At 65.0% G+C, this 17,460-nt stretch carries 17 protein-coding genes and 1 pseudogene; 8 read left to right on the forward strand and 10 right to left on the reverse strand.

Annotation, left to right across the window (positions count from 1 at the left end; translation table 11 throughout):
• Positions 1 to 61: 61 nt before the first annotated feature.
• Complete coding sequence (locus tag OG874_RS31885) at positions 62 to 1,003, reverse strand: inositol monophosphatase family protein (protein WP_330250783.1); 942 nt, start codon at positions 1,001 to 1,003, stop codon at positions 62 to 64.
• A gap of 21 nt (positions 1,004 to 1,024) precedes the next feature.
• The gene (locus tag OG874_RS31890; RefSeq protein ID WP_330250784.1) at positions 1,025 to 2,104 is read right to left on the reverse strand and encodes a helix-turn-helix domain-containing protein; all 1,080 of its coding nucleotides are present in this window, start codon (positions 2,102 to 2,104) and stop codon (positions 1,025 to 1,027) included.
• Between the two features lie 471 nt (positions 2,105 to 2,575).
• Between OG874_RS31890 and OG874_RS31895 the strand changes: the two genes are divergently transcribed.
• The 3 genes and pseudogenes from OG874_RS31895 to groEL all read left to right on the forward strand — a co-directional run.
• On the forward strand, positions 2,576 to 3,019 hold the full coding sequence (locus OG874_RS31895; RefSeq protein WP_330250785.1) for a hypothetical protein: 444 nt from the start codon (positions 2,576 to 2,578) through the stop codon (positions 3,017 to 3,019).
• Positions 3,020 to 3,479: 460 nt separating this feature from the next.
• The gene (locus OG874_RS31900; protein WP_330250786.1) at positions 3,480 to 3,770 is read left to right on the forward strand and encodes a hypothetical protein; all 291 of its coding nucleotides are present in this window, start codon (positions 3,480 to 3,482) and stop codon (positions 3,768 to 3,770) included.
• A gap of 54 nt (positions 3,771 to 3,824) precedes the next feature.
• A pseudogene (gene groEL, locus OG874_RS31905) lies at positions 3,825 to 4,055 on the forward strand (chaperonin GroEL); the annotation flags it as partial.
• 278 nt (positions 4,056 to 4,333) lie between these two features.
• Here groEL and OG874_RS31910 read toward each other — a convergent pair.
• A complete protein-coding gene (locus OG874_RS31910) occupies positions 4,334 to 5,062 on the reverse strand; it encodes a Clp protease N-terminal domain-containing protein (protein WP_330250787.1) in 729 nt (242 codons plus the stop codon).
• Between the two features lie 556 nt (positions 5,063 to 5,618).
• Between OG874_RS31910 and OG874_RS31915 the strand changes: the two genes are divergently transcribed.
• The 3 genes from OG874_RS31915 to OG874_RS31925 all read left to right on the forward strand — a co-directional run bounded on the left by OG874_RS31915 (position 5,619) and on the right by OG874_RS31925 (position 7,923).
• Complete coding sequence (locus OG874_RS31915; RefSeq protein ID WP_330250788.1) at positions 5,619 to 6,710, forward strand: SMI1/KNR4 family protein; 1,092 nt, start codon at positions 5,619 to 5,621, stop codon at positions 6,708 to 6,710.
• A 106-nt stretch (positions 6,711 to 6,816) separates the two neighbouring features.
• A complete protein-coding gene (locus OG874_RS31920; RefSeq protein WP_330250789.1) occupies positions 6,817 to 7,167 on the forward strand; it encodes a hypothetical protein in 351 nt (116 codons plus the stop codon).
• Between the two features lie 228 nt (positions 7,168 to 7,395).
• The gene (locus OG874_RS31925) at positions 7,396 to 7,923 is read left to right on the forward strand and encodes a hypothetical protein (RefSeq protein ID WP_330250790.1); all 528 of its coding nucleotides are present in this window, start codon (positions 7,396 to 7,398) and stop codon (positions 7,921 to 7,923) included.
• 449 nt (positions 7,924 to 8,372) lie between these two features.
• Here the strand turns inward: OG874_RS31925 and OG874_RS31930 are convergent, their stop codons facing one another.
• The 4 genes from OG874_RS31930 to OG874_RS31945 form a co-directional block, all read right to left on the reverse strand.
• Complete coding sequence (locus OG874_RS31930) at positions 8,373 to 9,431, reverse strand: RNA polymerase sigma-70 factor (RefSeq protein WP_442943154.1); 1,059 nt, start codon at positions 9,429 to 9,431, stop codon at positions 8,373 to 8,375.
• A gap of 212 nt (positions 9,432 to 9,643) precedes the next feature.
• Complete coding sequence (locus tag OG874_RS31935; RefSeq protein ID WP_330250791.1) at positions 9,644 to 10,546, reverse strand: CDP-alcohol phosphatidyltransferase family protein; 903 nt, start codon at positions 10,544 to 10,546, stop codon at positions 9,644 to 9,646.
• Positions 10,543 to 11,265, reverse strand: a complete 723-nt coding sequence (locus OG874_RS31940; protein WP_330250792.1) for a phosphatidylserine decarboxylase — start codon at positions 11,263 to 11,265, stop codon at positions 10,543 to 10,545. Before OG874_RS31940 ends, OG874_RS31935 begins: the two co-directional genes overlap by 4 nt.
• A 100-nt stretch (positions 11,266 to 11,365) precedes the next feature.
• Positions 11,366 to 11,638, reverse strand: coding sequence for a GlsB/YeaQ/YmgE family stress response membrane protein (locus tag OG874_RS31945; RefSeq protein ID WP_330250793.1), 273 nt, complete (start codon positions 11,636 to 11,638; stop codon positions 11,366 to 11,368).
• Between the two features lie 225 nt (positions 11,639 to 11,863).
• Between OG874_RS31945 and OG874_RS31950 the strand changes: the two genes are divergently transcribed.
• Positions 11,864 to 12,892, forward strand: coding sequence for a beta-ketoacyl-ACP synthase III (locus tag OG874_RS31950; protein ID WP_330250794.1), 1,029 nt, complete (start codon positions 11,864 to 11,866; stop codon positions 12,890 to 12,892).
• Here the strand turns inward: OG874_RS31950 and OG874_RS31955 are convergent, their stop codons facing one another.
• On the reverse strand, positions 12,893 to 13,585 hold the full coding sequence (locus tag OG874_RS31955) for an SIMPL domain-containing protein (protein WP_330250795.1): 693 nt from the start codon (positions 13,583 to 13,585) through the stop codon (positions 12,893 to 12,895).
• An 88-nt stretch (positions 13,586 to 13,673) separates the two neighbouring features.
• Positions 13,674 to 15,941 carry an AAA family ATPase gene (locus OG874_RS31960; protein WP_330250796.1) on the reverse strand — a complete coding sequence of 756 codons (2,268 nt, stop codon included), beginning with the start codon at positions 15,939 to 15,941 and terminating at the stop codon, positions 13,674 to 13,676.
• Positions 15,942 to 16,260: 319 nt separating this feature from the next.
• On the opposite strand from OG874_RS31960, the gene OG874_RS31965 reads away from it, so the two are divergent.
• Complete coding sequence (locus OG874_RS31965; protein ID WP_330250797.1) at positions 16,261 to 16,857, forward strand: hypothetical protein; 597 nt, start codon at positions 16,261 to 16,263, stop codon at positions 16,855 to 16,857.
• Positions 16,858 to 16,958: 101 nt separating this feature from the next.
• On the opposite strand, the gene OG874_RS31970 is transcribed toward OG874_RS31965, so the two are convergent.
• A complete protein-coding gene (locus OG874_RS31970) occupies positions 16,959 to 17,399 on the reverse strand; it encodes a hypothetical protein (RefSeq protein ID WP_330250798.1) in 441 nt (146 codons plus the stop codon).
• Positions 17,400 to 17,460 lie beyond the last annotated feature (61 nt).

The raw sequence follows: 17,460 nt of genomic DNA on the forward strand, positions 1-17,460 counted from the left end.
ACCGGCCTTCGGGCTTCTTGCGATGACCGGCAGTCCGTCGAGACGTCGCCCGGCTCTACGGCTACCGGCCGTCTTCGGCAAGGAGTGTCGCGCGGATTTCGTTTGCTAGGTTGAGATTTCCGGCGGCAATGAACTTTTGACGCCGGTTCATTGCGCTCTTGATGTCGGATAATGAATCCAGATCGTAGTTCAGCGGGATCGGCGCTCCGCGCAGATCTATGACGCTGCCTCCTGCGGCGTGCAGAATATAGTGACCAGGAGATAGGTCCCAGATTGCGAATCCCTTGGCAAATTCGACCATGGCGTCAGAGAATCCGGCAGCAACGTGACACAATCCAATTGAGCCGAAATCGACACCAATGCGACCTCTTGCTTTTCCATCGCGAGATGGTGCGCTGAGTGCCTTTATGAATCGCTGTTCTCGGGCAAGTGGTTGAAATCGCTGTTCGGGGCGCATCATATAATTAGTAACCAACGCCTCGGAAAGGCTTGCGCCCGAAGGGTTGTCAAGAATGTGTTCGTCGCCATCGGCGGTTATGGCCAATGCTCGATCATCGCCTCCATCTTGCCGGGCAGCCAAATATATCTGGACATGATGGAAAATATCTCCCACCACCGCAATGACAGGTCGAGCCAGGGCGCGCGAGTAAATCATAATATGCGTATAACCGTAAAGTCCACGTACTGCCAGCTCGCTGGTATCAAGAGGATCGACCAACACGCATAAATCTGGATCGGATTCATCTCCGACGACTTCCGGATCAGCTTCCTCTGATGCATAAACGAACGATGGGATGTGCTCGACCAACACCTCTTTGTACCGTTCATGCATCCACAGATCATAGTCGGACAGGAAGTTGTCACTATGACGTAGGTTTACGTTTTCTGCCCGGCGGCCGGTAAGTGCAGCGTCGATTAGTTGTGGACGGATCTCTCCGATCACCTGGCGCACCGCTGCGGCGATGCGTTGCGCCAGTTCAGGAGCCGTGTTCGAGCTGGTCATTGAGTGATCGCCTTTTCGGTGTCATCGCAACTCCAGTGGAGGTTCGATACCAGGTGGACTCATCGTCGCTGCAATAAAGATAGCTTCGAATCCGGCGGCGCGCATGATTTTCGCCCCGGTCAGCTCATCGAAGCTGCGCACCCTCAAGTCTCGCCCCTTGGTCATGGCGCCGAATACGGCAAAATACAGCTCGGCTTTCGGGTAATGCTCCCGTACCCGACGGGCGAGATAACCGACAACGTCGGCGTGTTTGACTTCGAAGTCACAGATAAATATTGTCGGTGCACTCCTGGTTTCAGGGAAATGTGATGCGTCATCCAAATTGATACCGTCACGAATTTTATTGCAGCGTAGGTAGCCGATCTTGCAGCGGGAGAAACGAGACGAAGCAAGAAAAGTTGCCATAACAAGCCCTGCCTCGTTCACGCCGAAGCAGGCATCCACATCCAAGCGTTTGCCGACGTTCTTGATTTGCCTTGACACTTGTTCGATCCCGACCCCGAACGTTTCCCAGGTCAAATCGAGTAGCTGCCCTGGTTGCGGATTAGGTAGCGAGTACACAAGGATGTCCGAGTTGCCGTGTTCGACTGTGGGCACCGAAAGGGTGAACTCGCCGCCCACCTGACTTGTCGTTTCGTCGGAAGCTGGGCCGAACTCCGGTGTCACTGAAATGGAATGCAGCTGTCTGCGCGTGATTTCGTGTCGGGGTTGATTGTTTTCGGTGAACCGCTTGAGCGATAGCTGATCTTCAATCGGCAGACGTTCATAGGCTTCGGCAATCAACTCGGTCGGTGACACATATTCTTCCGCCGCTCCAACCGGGCCACGGCCATAGGCGGCGCACAGGATCAGCACGCTCGACAACGACGGGGGCGATCCTTGGCCACGCCCTCGCGCCCACGTTTCCCACGCGTTGATCGACGTGCCACCCAGGCTTGTCTGATTCCCCGTGACTTCGTTATAACGCTCAGCAGCCATATCCTGAGATAGGCCAGCTGCATACCGGTACGCCTGCAAGCTCGGCACATCTGGGTACCGGGCCAATAGCTCAGTAGCTGCGCTTCGCGCCGACCCCAGTTCGGCCCATAACTTCTTGCCCATCGCGGCCATCTCTCGCCCTCGCGCCTGCGGGCTCAACGATTGCTTGCCGGGGTCCGCCCTCTGCGGCCTTGAGACTCCCACCTACGCACCTCTTCGCGACCGGGAACACAACAGACTTCTCAAAGTTACCCATTCTAATGGGCATCATGCATGCCTTCCAACCAAAACCCCAGGTCAGAATGCCCAAAAACCTGACGAAAGTTGAACCGCTGCGCAGGTGTCAAGAGCCAGTTACGGGTGCGAGGCTGAGAGCCAGCACCCACCCGGCGGGCGCGTCCTCGTTCTTCTTCCCCATGGACCCACCGTCAGCAGTGAGCCGCCAGCGGTGTTCATCACCTCGCCGGGTGGCGTGCAACCAATGACAGCCGACACAACGGGGGCGAACGCGATGAAGTTCAACCGGTGGCGAGAAGCCGAGGCAGACGACGTGTCACCCGCAAATGGTCATCAAATCGCAGGGAGGCAAAGCTTATGACTCGGAACGACGAGAATTACGGCCCAAACGAGACGCCGCCGCACATCAGCTTTTCCGAGGTTCTGCGAGAACTGGAAAACGTGGCCGCAGAGCTGAAGAGCGAGATTGCAACCGAACATCCAGACCGCAGAGTCAATGGCCTACAGAGCCAAGTAGATACCACGGCACAGGAGTTGGCCCGGTTGGCTTCCGCGTTGGAGGCCATGCCCGATGCCAGCGAGGAGTCCGAAGAGCTTCCGTGTCAATGGTTGTGCTACGACGATGGCACCTGGACGCCGGTCTATCCGGACGGTTCGACGGGCCATCGGTTCACCTGGACTCAGATGATCGCCGCTCGAGGCGAGGACATCGGCAGCGTTATCGAATCCCTGATCAACGCTGGACTCATCGCTGAGGTCCAGGAGGTCGGGATTGAAGTGTTCGGCCATGGGAGGGGATGACGATGGGGTTCAACTGGTGGCGGGAAGAGGATTCGGACAGTACGTCAGCGCAAGAGCTTGTGGACCGTGTACAGGCCGAGTGGCATGCCGAACACCGCCGCGAGCAGGTTAGAGCTGAACAGCCCGATGCCAGGCTGTGGCCTACCGGGTGGCCGCACGAGGCTCCCGACAACTTGCTGAGCGTGCCCGAAGCTCACCAGGCTATGCAGCGCCACAGGCAGTGCCGCGCCGATCAGTGCCCGCGCAAGGCAGCTGCCCGGCAAGTGCTGATCGACGCCGGGCGGATGAAGCCAGACCCCTCACGGGAGCCCCGATGAGGTTCGTAGCCGGAAACATGCTCGATGTCGGGAGCGATGGCACTGCCGAACTACCCGACCGCCCTATGAATATCGCTACCTCATGCCTTAGTCGCTCTCGTGTCGACCGGCCACACCCCCAGACCAGAACCCAACGGTGCGCCATGATTGGTACAGCGAATTCCTTTGCCCACCAACAGAAATCGGAGACCACCTACCTCGACGTGGCCGCAAACGACCACGGCCACGAGAAAGGTCTACTCGTCCACCGTGTCCTTTCGCGGGTCGCCGATCCCGAGCCGCACGTCATCGAGATCGGCCCAGGTGGCGGCGCGGCCGTCGCGTTCCTGGCATCCCAACTCGACGCCGCGCCCCTACCTCACCGCCGACGAGCTGCCGATCACCCTGTCGTCGGCCTGCCCTACCGCGATCTGGTCATGGCCGCCGCCCACTGATCACAGCCCCAAGTGGTTCCCGCCACGACTACATATCCGCACGTTCACCGGATCATGTCGGGCCGTGTTGCGCAGATCCGCACCGAGATCGAGAACTCGGATTCGGACTACGACCGGGAGAAGCTGCAGGAGCGTCTGAAGCTGGCCCGCGGTGTTGCGGTGATCAAGGCCGGTGCCGCAACCGAGGTCGAGCTCGAGGAGCACAAGCACCGCATCGAAGATGCCGTGCGCAACGCCAAGGCCGCCGTCGAGGAAGGCATCGTCGCCGGTGGTGGCGTAGCTCTGCCGGTCCATCCCGAATACGGTGCCGCTGCGCACCACTCAGGCCGCAACGGGGCGGCGATATTCGAGCAGAACCGGCGTCCGCGAGCCTCGCCGCACCGAAACACCCCGGGATCGAACGGCACGCCGCTGCCGCATTCTCGCCGCATGGGCCGATCGAATCCCGATCAGCGCCCAGGCAATTCGACGTCGAAGCGGCCTGAGCCGGGACGGACCGACGACGAACACCACGGGCGCAGCGGACCCGGTGCACATCTTCGCCGTCGGCACCCGTCCCCGGCTCATGACTTCTCGGCGGCAATCACCGAAAGCAGTTCGCCCAGATGGGCTTCGACCGGCGGCTTAAAGACGCCGACGCCCGCGAACAGGCCCTGGCCGTTCTCCTGCTCCAGCAGCGCGAGCAGGATGTGCTCGGTGCCGATGTAGTTGTGGCCGAGGCGAAGCGCCTCGCGGAAGGTCAGTTCGAGTACCTTCTTCACCTCCGCATCGAAGGGAACCAGCGCGGGCAACTCATCGGCCCGCTCGGGCAAACCCGCCGTCGCGATCTCGCGGACCGTTTCGAGCGAGCCGCCCTGTACGACAATCTCTTTCGCGCCGAGGCCCTCCGGCTCGGCCAGTAGGCCGAGGATCAGATGGCCGACGACGATCTCCGCATTGCCGGCCGCACGCGCGGCCTCCTGAGATGCCACGACCACTTTGCGCGCCCGGGGAGTGAACTTCGCGAAGCCCGCTCTGGGATCCATGGCCGCGGCGGCCGCCGGATCACCGGGGCCCTTCGATACGAACCGCTTCTGCGCCGCCTGCTTGGTGACGCCCATGCTGGCGCCGATATCGGTCCACGAGGCGCCGGAGCGGCGGGCCTGGTCCACGAAGTGGCCGATCAGATGATCGGCGACTTCGCCGAGATGCCCGGCCGTGACCACCGCATCGGAGAGTTGTTCGAGTACGTCGTCCGGACGCGCCTTCTTGATGCCCTCGATCAGATCGTCGAGTCGAATATTGGATGTCATACGTCAACCATAAGTTGACGATCAATCGTCGTCAACCCTTGGTTGACGATCGGTTTTCAGTGCGCGTGAGAAAGTTCCCCACCGCATCGGAACATGAACATTCAGGGACGGGCCGATCGCCCGGCGCCCCGCACGATCTGCTCCTTGAACCAGGCCGCGGTCCGACCGGTCAATGCGGTCCGGCCCGGCGAGTCATTGAGAGTTCCCGCCAGAATGTCAGTGCGCTGATCTGTGGTTTTCCCGCCTTTCCTCACGTGAGTTCCAGTGGCGCGAACAACCGCGCACGACGCGGACCCGGAACCCGGCCTGGTTCTGATCGCCAATCGCGACATCGTTTGGTCGCCAATGTCGACACCAGCGCCTTCGTGGCGGGTCTGCCGGGCCGTCAGTTTCAGCTCAACAACTTCTCAGACGTGGTGGGCATTAACGGCACCCCGAGATCGAGTTCCCTACGCTGTTGCCAACTGCGCGCCACCTCGGCCCGGGCCGCCGCCACGGCTTACTGAACAGGTATCTGCGTCCAGCCCCGCGTCGGGCCTTGGAAGGAAGGCGTCTCGTGCACCCTGCAGTAGCGCAGCTGAGTGTGGTCATGCCGCCCTCGCCGCTGGGTCCGGTGATCGCCCCGCCCTGGACGCGAATCGAGGAGGCGATGGCGGTCGGGCTGCCGCGCGACTATCGGGACTTCATCGATCTATACGGCGACGGGGCGATCAACGACGAACTCGGCGTCAACTACCCCGCCTGGCAGCAGGATGACACCTCGACTCTGAGCACCTTGGTGGATGTAGCCGAAGAGGACAACGGCTACGGTGTTTACGAATCCTTGGAGATGCCCTTTCCCGGGTATCCGGCGCCGGGCGGGCTGCTGCAGTGGGGCGGCAATTACAACGGCGACAGGCTCTGTTGGCTGACCGAGGGCAAGGACCCGGACGACTGGCCGGTGGTGGTGGTCTTCCGCCACATTTCGGATCCGTCGTGGCGGCGGTTCGACGGTGGTATGGCCGCATTCCTGCTTGCCGTGGTCACCGGCACGTTCGACCTCGCGACCACGTTGATCGGCGATGCACCGGGTGAGGCGCGCTGGACTCTGGCGCGGGATTGGATCCACGACTACGGGTTCACGCCGTCGGCGCGCTACGTCCATGCTGGCGAAATGTTGCGGCCGGGTGGGCAGGGCCTGACACTTGCCGGGGGTGTGCCGGTGTCGCTGCGGTATGCCGAGGGTCTCGGTGGGGATCAGGAACTGTACGGGCGCACCGGTGAGGTTCGGCCCCTGATCGAGCCCCACGACCCTGACTGCCCCGCCGCGACAATCACCCTGGCCGGCGGCGGACTGGCGCCGGGGATGATGGCCTACCGGATCTGGGCCGAGGCCACCATCGACCTCGACAATGCGCCGGGCACCCTCGCACTGGAACTACTCCGCGACCGCACACCGATCCCGGCAACCACCTCCGTACTGGACAACTACGGCCAGACCTTGACAATCATCACCAAAGCCGAAATCACCGTAGCCGCCGGCGCGGACCCGGCAGCGGTGCAACTGCGCGTCGTGAGCGACCAGGACACCGACATCACTGTGTGGGACCTGTCCCTGCATGTCAAGGGCACCCTGGCCACCGACCCCCAGACGTGCCCCACCTCGTGACCGCCAATCCCGGAAACCCGACTTGCCCGGGGTAGGGGCGCTTCTGCCAGAAATCCGGCGGCGGCGCTGCGAGCGAGTGGTGCCGAATTTCGCGACCAGAACTGTCATGCGTGCAGTCGTTTTCGGTGCCGGAATGACCGCCGAGATTACGTGGGACAGCGCGGACAAGTCTGCCGAGCTGGAAGGGACTTCCCCGCGCCTGATCACCTGGGGAGTCGACTCCTCCGCCGACCTGATGTGCTGGGACGCCTCCGGGGAGGATCCGGCGGCGTGGCCGGTGCTCGTGTTCAATCGCGGTGACGCCCTGTTTCGTCGCTACGACTGCGGTATGGCCGAGTTCCTCACCCGGATAATGCTGGGTGACTTCCCCGAGTGCCCGCTGGAGGACGACACTCTCTGGGGACGAGCAGAGGCGAGTTGGGAGAAGGACACGCCAAGGCCTGTGGTGAGGACGTGATCGGTATTCGCCGGTACAGCTTGGTCACGGTCCGGTACCTGGGCCTGTTCCTGGCTGATCGGCTGGAGGTTCCGGCCGATCTGGTCACTACCTGGCCGAGCAGCTGGGTATCGACGACCCGTCGTGTGTGAAGGCCTACACCGACCGCGAACACACCCGGTACGACCTTGGCGGGGCGGTGCGGTGCATGGTGTCCTCGTAATAACGTCCGGGAAGTCAGGTGACCTGATGAGTCTGCGAGAACTGGAGCAGGCCGTACCAGCCTTGCTGGACATTCGGTCGGCCGAACGCCGGAACATCGACTGGGAGTTCATCCAGCGTGAGACCGGTGTCGTACTGCCCCCGGACTTCGTCGCTCTCGCGGAAACATACCCGCCTTTCACGGTGAACGACTTCCTGGGGCTGCACATCCCGTCCCCCGGCGAAGAGAAGTATTTCCTCGCCGGTGTGCAGGAGCTCCTCGGCAACCTGGCGGAGCTTCGTAACGCCGGGATGTCGCATGGCCATGTCCCGTTCCCCGAGCCAGGCGGACTCCTCCCCTGGGGCGATTCCTCGGAGGGTGACGTCTTCTACTGGAAGACATCGGAAGCAGACAGCGCGTCATGGTCGGTTCTGGTCAGTGGTCGCAACGACGACTGGTGCGCGTACGCGGGAGGCATGACCTCCTATCTCGCGGGGTTGGTACGCGGGACGGTTCCTCCGGACGGTCTGCCGCCGGAGTTCCCGAGCTCGACGCCGGTCATCGAAGCCGACTGATGTATAACGCTGGGCTCGCCATGCCTGGCGGCCCCGCTCCGGCAACGAATCCCCCACCATCCCATGACCCCAGTGCTGAAGACGAGTACGAGCTGAAGGAACCCTGCTGCAGGCGACTGCGGGACACGCCGATGTTCGCAGTCCCGTTCAGCCACACCGGAATCCGCAGCCCAGCACTGTACACGACTTCGAACAATCACAGCCAGGGCGATCGTTGTGTTCGCGTACGATAGACGGTCGTTTTCCGAACGCCGCATGAGGGAACCGCGTCACCAGCCAGGAGGGATGGTCAGTCGGATCGGATGTTCGCCCGCTCCCACGCCGCTGTAATCGCGGCGGGAATGCGCCCTCTGTCGGGTAAGTCGTATTTGTGGCTCCCTTTCGATCGGCCGACACCTCTTAGACCGGGCAGGCCCCCGATCCCTGACAACTTCTCGGCATGACGTACGTCACTCCGCCACTACTCCGTCGACCCGGCCGATATGGGCCAGCTTGTCCGGGTTGACGATCAACCGCAGCGCGGTCACCACCTCGCCGAGGGTGTCCACACCGACGACCAGCATCGGCTCCCCCGCCGACCGCACGACCACCGCGAGCGCACCGTTGATCTCCTCCAGCACGATCACCATGCCGGGCACTTCCCAGCGGAACAGACCGGCCAGGTAGCGCGCGACCGCCGCGGCGCCGACAATCGGCCGCCGGGCCGCGTTGACCAGGCCGCCGCCATCGGCCGTCGAGACGACATCGGCAGCGAGCATCCGTTCCAGCGCCTCGACATCCCCGATGCGCGCCGCCTTCAGGAAGCGCTCGATCAGCTCGCGGCCCTGATCGGCCGGAACATCGAAGCGCGGCCGCCCTTCCCGCACTCGCACACTCGCCCGCCGGAAGATCTGCTGCGAATTGGCCTCGGTCACCGCGAGCATGTCCGCGATCTCCCGATGGGCGTAACCGAACGCCTCGCGCAGGACGAAGACGGCCCGCTCGACCGGGCTCAACCGCTCCAGCGCGGTGAGCAGCGCCAGCGATACCAGCTCGCGCTCCTCCACCGACTCCAGCGGCCCGAGCTCACCGCGCGCGGTCGGCACCGGCTCCGGCAGCCAGGGTCCGACATAGGTTTCGCGGCGGGCCCGCGCCGAAACCAGCCAGGTGCGACAGAGATTCACGATCGCGGTGGTCAGCCAGGCCTCGGCCGAGCGAATCGTGCTGCGGTCGGCGCTATCCCAGCGCAGGTAGGTCTCCTGCACCGCGTCCTCGGCCTCGGTCCCGGATCCGAGCATCCGATAGGCGAGCGCGAACAGGCGCGGGCGATGCGCCTGGAATTCGCGCAATCCATCCGCTTCCACCGCCACCTTCTTCCGCGCTCGGCCGCCGAAGATGACGGTACCGGTCGGGACCGACCAGGCCCTCGGGAGTTCGGTAGAGCGACCGATGGTCCGGCCCCCACCGAAAACCCTTCCTGCATCGAATCCCCAGAACCCCGAACCACCAAGCGCCGCAAGAGTGCTCATAGCCGCAGCATGGTCGCCTGGCCTTGATGATTCCTTAAGGAATACCAGGCAAGGTGTCATCAGCGGATAAACGCTCGGAGCGTATCCGGGGACTCGAGTCTGCTGGTCGGTGATTCGGGCGAGTCGAATGATCAGCGTGGGGAACACTCGGGTTCGGCCCGCCCGAGAAGGGCGGTGTCCGACCAACCCACACGGGCTGGTCGGACACGCTTTCAGTGGTGCAGATCGTCCATTCGACGCTCCTTGCCCGGACTGCGCAACCGCAGGCGACTGGCCCCACGGATCGCCGGACGACGGATCGCGGGCAGCCGCCGCTGTGCGCGGCGCTGGGCCCGGCGCTCGGCCGGCTTGTGCTGCCAGGTCTCCGGGCGCGCGGCGACCCAGCGCTGCGAATGCCAGGCGAACGGGATGTGCCCGAGATACAGCGCGACCAGGACCAGCAGCAGCACGATCGGATAGGTGACCAGCGCCGCCGCCGCGAGCGCGACCAGCACCAGCAGCCCGGCCGCGGCCTGTGGCGCCACCGACACCGACTTCATCGCCAGCGTCGGAATCGTGCTGACCGCCAATGCCGCCGAGAAGACCGTCCAGATCCCGACCTCGTAGAAGCCGACCCACCACCCGTCACCGAACTGCACGTACAGCGCGATCGGCACCAGTGCGATCAACGCGGCCGCTGGGGCGGGCACACCGACGAAGTACTCCCGCGACCACTCCGGCCGAGTGTCGTCGTCGAGCAGGGTGTTGAACCTGGCCAGCCGCAACACGATGCTCACCGCGAAAACCAACGCGAATACCCAGCCCGCGCTATTGCTGTCCAGCAACGCGATATAGAGCATCAGGCCGGGCGCGACGCCGAAGGAGATGGCGTCGGAGAGCGAATCGAGTTCCGCGCCCATCTTGGTGGTGGCGTCCAGCATCCGGGCCAGCCGACCGTCGAGGGTGTCCAGCACGGCCGCCGCGCCGACCATGGCCAGGGCGATGTCGAGCTTGTCGTCCAGGGCGAACTTCACCGCGGACAGTCCGGCGCACAGCGCCAGGATTGTCACGATGCTCGGCAACAGCCGGATGGTCCGGCGCCTTCGCTGCGGTGTGGGCAGAGCCTGCTCCATCATGAGTCAGTGGAAAGTACGGCCAGAACGGTTTCGCCCCCGATCGTGCGCTGTCCGGGTTCGACGAGTAGCTCGGTGCCCGCGGGGAAGTAGGTGTCGACACGGGAGCCGAAACGGATCAGGCCGTAGGTATCACCGATGGTCAGTTTGTCGCCGGTTCGGGCGTCGCAGACGATGCGCCGCGCCAGCAGGCCCGCGATCTGCACGACCACGATCTGCGCACCTCCCGCGGTGTCGATGACCATGCTGTTGCGCTCGTTCACCGCACTCGCCTCGGGCAGATCGGCCGAACGGAACTGGCCGGACTGGTGCAGTACGGTGCGCACGGTGCCGGAGATCGGTGTGCGCTGCACATGCACGTCGAGCACCGACAGGAAGATGCTCACGCGCGGCAGCGGCTGATCGCCGAGGCCCAATTCCGCAGGTGGAGTCGCGTTATCGACGAGCGCGATCTCACCGTCCGCGGGGGCGACGACCACACCGGCCCGGTTCGGCGGCACCCGGTTCGGATGCCGGAAGAACGTCGCGCAGGCGGCGGCGGCCAGCAGACCCGTGCGGCGCACCCACTTGCGCTTGCCGCCGACGACCGCCACTGCGAGCGGCGCCGCGACGAAGGGCAGTCCGGCGGGATGCAGCGGGGGAATCGCGGCCCGGACCAGATCGACGATATGGCCGACTCCGGTCGTTTCGGGCGTGCCCGGCGGGGTGGGACGGCGTGCCACAGGCTCCTCTTTCGTGCTAGATGCAGGGATTGCGCCCCTCAACAATAGGTCCGGCGCAAGCGTTCACACCTTACGGGAGTGGAGCCTGTGGCACCTGTTCTCAGTGCAGGGCTTTACGGCCGGTGAAGAGCTTCACCAGGAACAAGAGAATGACCGCGCCGCCGAGGCAGGTGAAGAAGCTGAACCAGAGCCCGCCGCCTTCCACATCGACCCCGAGGATCTTCAGTAGGAAGCCACCGAGTAGGCCGCCGACCACGCCGACCACGATATTGAGAAGGATGCCCTGTTGGGCGTCTGTCTTCATGAACTTGCTGGCAATCCAGCCGGCGAGTCCGCCGATGATGATCCACCCGATAATCCCGAGTCCGAGCATGGTGTCCTCGAATCACTAGTTGGGGCCACGCGCAACAGCAAATGGGCGTGCTTCGAGGGTATACCCGGCAAATGTGAGAATACGCACTGCCATTGCGCGCGCCACGAGCTAATATGAGGGGGCCTCATGTCTACGGTGACGTAGGTGATGGGCCGATGAGGGACTCATTTAGATGCTTCGGGGTACAACCCGGCGGCGCCGCCGCAGGTACATAGGAGACGCACAATGGCTGCTCGAATCGCCCAGACAACAGGGGCGGAGCACACGGCGATCCTCGGGCTCGGCGTTTACCGCCCCGCTCGAATCGTCACCAACGACGAGGTGGCCGGGCCGATCGACTCGAGTGACGAGTGGATCCGCACCAGGTCCGGAATAAAGACGCGGCGGTTCGCCTCGAAGGAAGAGACGATTCAGAGCATGAGCGTCGCGGCTTCCCGCGGCGCGCTCGAATCCGCGGGTATCGAGGTCGATCAGGTCGACTGCATCATCGTCGCCACGTCCACCCACCTCTTGCTGACGCCGGCGGCCGCGCCGCGGATCGCGACCGAGCTGGGCATGAACGGGACGGCGGCGTTCGATATCTCGGCCGGATGCGCGGGCTTCTGTCACGCGCTCGCCCTGGCCTCGGATCTGGTGCGCGGCGGAACCGCCGGACATGTGCTGGTGATCGGCGTCGAAAAACTGACCGACACCATCAACCCGAAGGACCGCTCCACCGCATTCCTGTTCGCCGATGGCGCGGGCGCGGTGGTGGTCGGACCGTCCGAAGAGCAGCGCATCGGGCCGACGGTGTGGGGTTCGGACGGCACCCAGCACCACGCGATCCGGCAGGACAAGGACTGGATCGAATTCTTCGAGGAGATCGAGGAAAAGGGCCTGGACGCGGTCCGGCCGTATCTCGCCATGGAAGGCACGGCGGTGTTCCGCTGGGCCGCGCATTCGCTGGAGAAGGTCTGCCGCGACGCCATCGATCGCGCCGGCCTATCCACCGATGACCTGGACGCGATGATCCCGCACCAGGCCAACGGGCGGATCATCGAGATCATGGCCCGGGTGCTGAAGCTGCCCGAGCACTGCGCGCTGGCCAACGATATCGAGGAGACCGGCAATACCTCGGCCGCCTCGATTCCGCTGGCCATGGAGGCGCTGCTGCGCAAGGGCGAATCCAAGCCGGGCGATACCGCGCTGCTGATCGCCTTCGGCGCGGGTCTGTCCTATGCCGCCCAGGTCGTCACGCTGCCCAACTTCCAGTAACTAGCCGAGGCCCCAGGTGACCTTCACCGTGAAGGTCACCGTCTGGGTGCCCGGCTCGAGCTGGAACGAATCCGCGGCGCCGACCTTCGGGGTGCTGTCGTCGCGGCTGCTCGCCTCGTTGATGGTGATGACGTCCGCCAGCTTCATTCCGGCGAGCACCGCGTACTGATCGGCGCGGGACTTGGCGTCGGCGAAGGCACGCGAGCGAGCGTCGGCGAGCAATTTCGAATCATCGTCGATCGCGAACGACACCCCGCGCATCCGAGTGCTGTTGCCGCCCGCCTTGGTTCCGGCGTCCAGGATCGCCGAACTCTTGGTCAGATCGCGGATCACGATGTGGACCGTGTTGGTGGCCTGGTAGCCGGAGATGACGTGTCCGTCCGGACTGTACTGCGGCTGGATGGACACGTCGGTGGTCTGCACATCCTCGCGGGCGAGTCCGGCGGCAACCATGGCGTCGGTCATCGCCTTGGCCTTTTCGTTGGCGCCGGCGATCGCGGTGGAGACATTGTCGGCGTTCACCTCGACGCCGAGATCCGCCTTCAGGGTGTCCGGCACGCCGCGCACCTGGCCGGTGCCGACCACCGTGACCTCGCGCTCGGGCGCGGAATCGGATTTACCGCAGCCGGTGATCAGCAAGGCCGAGCCGAGCACGGCGATAATGGCCGCCGAATAACGCGTAATAGGTTGCATACTCGCAACTTACGCACCTGATAGGGGTCCGCGGCCGCGAAACACACCCAACGGCTGGTGGCCTCGCGATCGACCGCACCCCGCAGGACTATCCGCGGTTGTCGGCGTAGCGGCGCAGCGACTCGACCTGATCGGTGTCGAGCGACGGTCGCACCACGGCCCTGGCCGCCGCCACATCCCCCACGGTGACATCGGCGGCGTCCACATCGCGGCGCATCGCGGCCAGCGCGGCCTCGCGCAGCAGCGCGGCGCAGTCGGCGGCGGAGTAACCGTCCAGGTCGGTGGCGAGCGCGGCGAGATCGACATCCGCCGCGAGCGGCACCGACTTGCCTGCGGCGCTCAGGATCGCCAGTCGTGCGTCGCCGTCCGGTGGCGGCACGAAGATCAGGCGCTCCAACCGGCCAGGGCGCAGCAGCGCGGGATCGATCAGCTCCGGCCGGTTCGTCGCGCCGAGCACCACCACATCGCGCAGCGGTTCCACGCCGTCGAGTTCGGTGAGCAGTGCCGCGACCACGCGGTCGCCAACGCCGGAGTCGCCGCTCTGACCGCGGCGCGGTGCGAGCGCGTCCACCTCGTCCAGGAAGATCAGCGAGGGCGCGGAATCGCGTGCGCGCTGGAACAATTCGCGCACCGCGCGCTCGGACGCGCCGACCCATTTGTCCATCAGCTCCGCGCCCTTGACCGCGTGCACGCTGAGCTGCCCGGTACCCGCCAACGCGCGCACCAGGAAGGTCTTACCGCAGCCCGGCGGGCCATACAGCAGGACGCCGCGCGGCGGATCGATACCGAGGCGGGCGAACGAATCCGGGTGGTGCAGCGGCCAGAGCACGGTTTCGGTGAGCGCCTGTTTGGTTTGGATCATATCGCCGACGTCATCGAGGCTGAGGCTGCCGATCGCGAGTTCCTCTGTCCCGGAACGCGATAGCGGCCGGATCACGCCGGTGGCGCCGAGTAGATCGTCCTGGGTGAGCTCCGGTTCCGAATGCTGTTTGCTGGCCCGCGATGCCGCGCGCAGCGCCGCCTCCCGACACAGTGCGGCGAGATCGGAGACCACGAATCCTGGTGTGCGCGAGGTGATCTCGTCGAGCTTGAGATCGTTGGTCGGCACCTTGCGCAGCAACTGCTCGAGCAGCGCCTTGCGCACCGCCGCGGTCGGCAGTGCCAGGGCGAGTTCGCGATCGCAGAGATCGGGTGCGCGCAGCCGCGGATCGATACCGGCCGGATGTGCGGTGGTCGCCAGGAATGCGAGGCAGGGTTCGAAGACCGCCGCGCGCAGCTGGTCCAGGATGAGGGTGGCGACCGGCTCGGCCTGCGCGGGCAGCAGCGCGTCGATATCGGTGACGAGCAGGATTCCACCCCGACCGGAACCGATTTCGGCCACCGCGGCGGCGACCTCACGCAGTCGCGCACCGCTTTCGGCCGCGCCGACCGTCGGTCCGTCCAGCTCGACGATGCGACGGGGCGCGGTGGCCGCGCGCGCCAGGGTTGCCTTGCCCACGCCGGCGGGACCGGTGATCAGAACTCCGAGATGTGGTGTGGCACCAAGGGTTTTCAGCAGTTCGGGTTCATCGAGCGCGAGGCTGAGCCATTCCTGGAGTTTCGCGGCCTGCCCGTGCGCACCCGCCAGGTCCTCGACGGGAATGGCGACTTCGCCGACCGTCGCGCTCCAGCCCTCGCCCGCCGCGTCGGTCCCGGCCATGGTCTGCAGCGCCGCCGCTTCGGTGACGCCGCGCGAGGCCTCACCGGCGGGGATCGGGATGCCGGCCGCCGCCCGATCGGCGGAATCCCGGGCCGCGACCGCACCCGCGCCCCAGACCACCGCGGTATTCGGCTGCACACTCACCGGACCGCGCGTCGGATCGGTCGTGGTGACGGTCAGCAGTTCGGTGGTCCACGCGATGCCGAAGGTGCGCGAAAGTGCTTGGGTGGCAGCCGAAGAGCTGATATCGGGGCCGAGGTCGCGCGGGAGCAGCGAAACCGCGTCGCCCACCGTCACCACCTTGCCGAGCAGCGCCTGCCGCAGCGTCGCCGCCGGAATGGTCCTGGTGGCATGTACCGAACCGCTGACCGAGATCTGCTTGGCGCCGTACACGGTCGCGGGGGACACCACCACCGTCGCGTCCTCGCGCAGACCCGCGTTGGACAGCGTCACATCATCGAGCAGCGCCACTCCGGCCGGCGTGCCGGCCGGGGCGACCCCGGCCACCGCCGCGGTCCGGCGCGACCCGATCAGCGCGATCCCGTCCCACTCGCGCAGCCCGAGCGCGGTCAGCGCCTCCGGATGCAGCCGGACCACCCCGCGCCGGGCGTCGGCGGCGGAGGGATTCAGTCGAGCGGTGAGCGCAAGTTCTGCCACTGTGCCATTCTGCCTCGCGCGCGGGCGCAGTTGGCCGGAAAATCGCCACCGATGCGCACCCCGGTTCGCAACTTTCGCTCGGCAAACAAATTGTGAACATTTTCACGGAACCGAAAACGTCGTCAGTACGTCACCTGTATCACCGATTGTACGTGCCGCCATTGTCGAGGCCGCTGACCAGTCATTTCGCCGCGACGATTGGTACGCATGTCTGGGTGATCACGCTAAAACCCTTGTGCCCCAGCAACTTGCGGACGCTGTAACGTCATCGGCGGCCGATCCAGATGGGACGGCCATCATTTTGGAGGGGATTCAAAGAATGAAGTTCGGTAAGTTCAGCGCAATCGCGGTCATGGCCATTACGGCAGTGGGAATTGCCGGCGGTACCGCGCACGCGCAACCGGCGGCAATCGAGCAGGCCGTGTTCACCTCGGGCGTGGAGCAGGGAATCGGCTACCACACAACGGTTTCCCCAACGGATAAGACCATCACCTGGGCGGTCGACAGCGGCCGGTTCGAGCTCGCCTCGGACGGTGCCGCAGTGCTGCTGAAGTCCAACGACGGCGTGACGGTGGACCAGGTGCCGCTGCACTCCGAGGTCGCAGGGCTCCCGATCGCGGTGAGCCAGCAGATCAGCGCGGACGGCCACACCCTCGCGCTGACTTCGACGATGACCCCGGCGGACACCGCGAAGGTGAAGGACATTGCGGGGCTGAAGGACATCAGCTCCTACGACCGGCTCATGGAGCAGGTCAACAAGAACCTGCCGGGCATCGTCATCGGTGCCGTCATCGGGGCTTTCATCCCCTTCCTGTGGATCATCAGCATCCCGGCCGGTGCGCTGATCGGCGGATACGTCATGGGCGGCCAGGAGTTCCTCGACGCCGTGATCGCGTTCGCCACCGGCCAGCCGTGATCGTCGCGCCATAAGTAGAACGCGCGTACACAGCGCCTGCCCGCTGTGTACGCGCGTTCTGTGTATGTGCAGAGTTGGTGCTGCGACCGAGCAGCGTGGCCCTACTTGTCCTTTTCGACGATTCCGGCGGCCACCGCGACCGGGGTATCGGCGTAGGTGGGGGCCAGGCAGACGAGTTTGGCGGTACCGAGTGCGACGTTCGGGCTGCCCTCGAACTCACTGCCGGGATTCTCCGTGAGCACCTTCTCGATCAGCGCCTTCTCCTCGGTGCTGTCCAGCTTCTTGAACTCACCGCAGGTGGTGCTCGAGGCGGGGCCGAGCGAGGGGTAACTCGCCGTGGTCTTGGTGGTGGTCGGTGCGGCGGCGACCGTGGTCGGCGCTGCGCCGGTCGCGGAAGTGGTGCTAGCGGGCGTACTGGCACCCGTCGCGCCCTTGCGCAAACCGTTCGCATCGGTGCCGGCATCGTCCGAACTGCCACATCCGGCCAGCGCGACGACCACCGCCCCGGTGGCCAGGGCGATGGCGGTAACTCGCTTGATCACTTGCGTTCTCCGGTGACTCGCTGCGCCGAAATCTCCGGCGCGTTCGGTGCAGGGTACCGGG

It is taken from the genome of Nocardia sp. NBC_00565, assembly GCF_036345915.1.
GTDB lineage: Bacteria > Actinomycetota > Actinomycetes > Mycobacteriales > Mycobacteriaceae > Nocardia.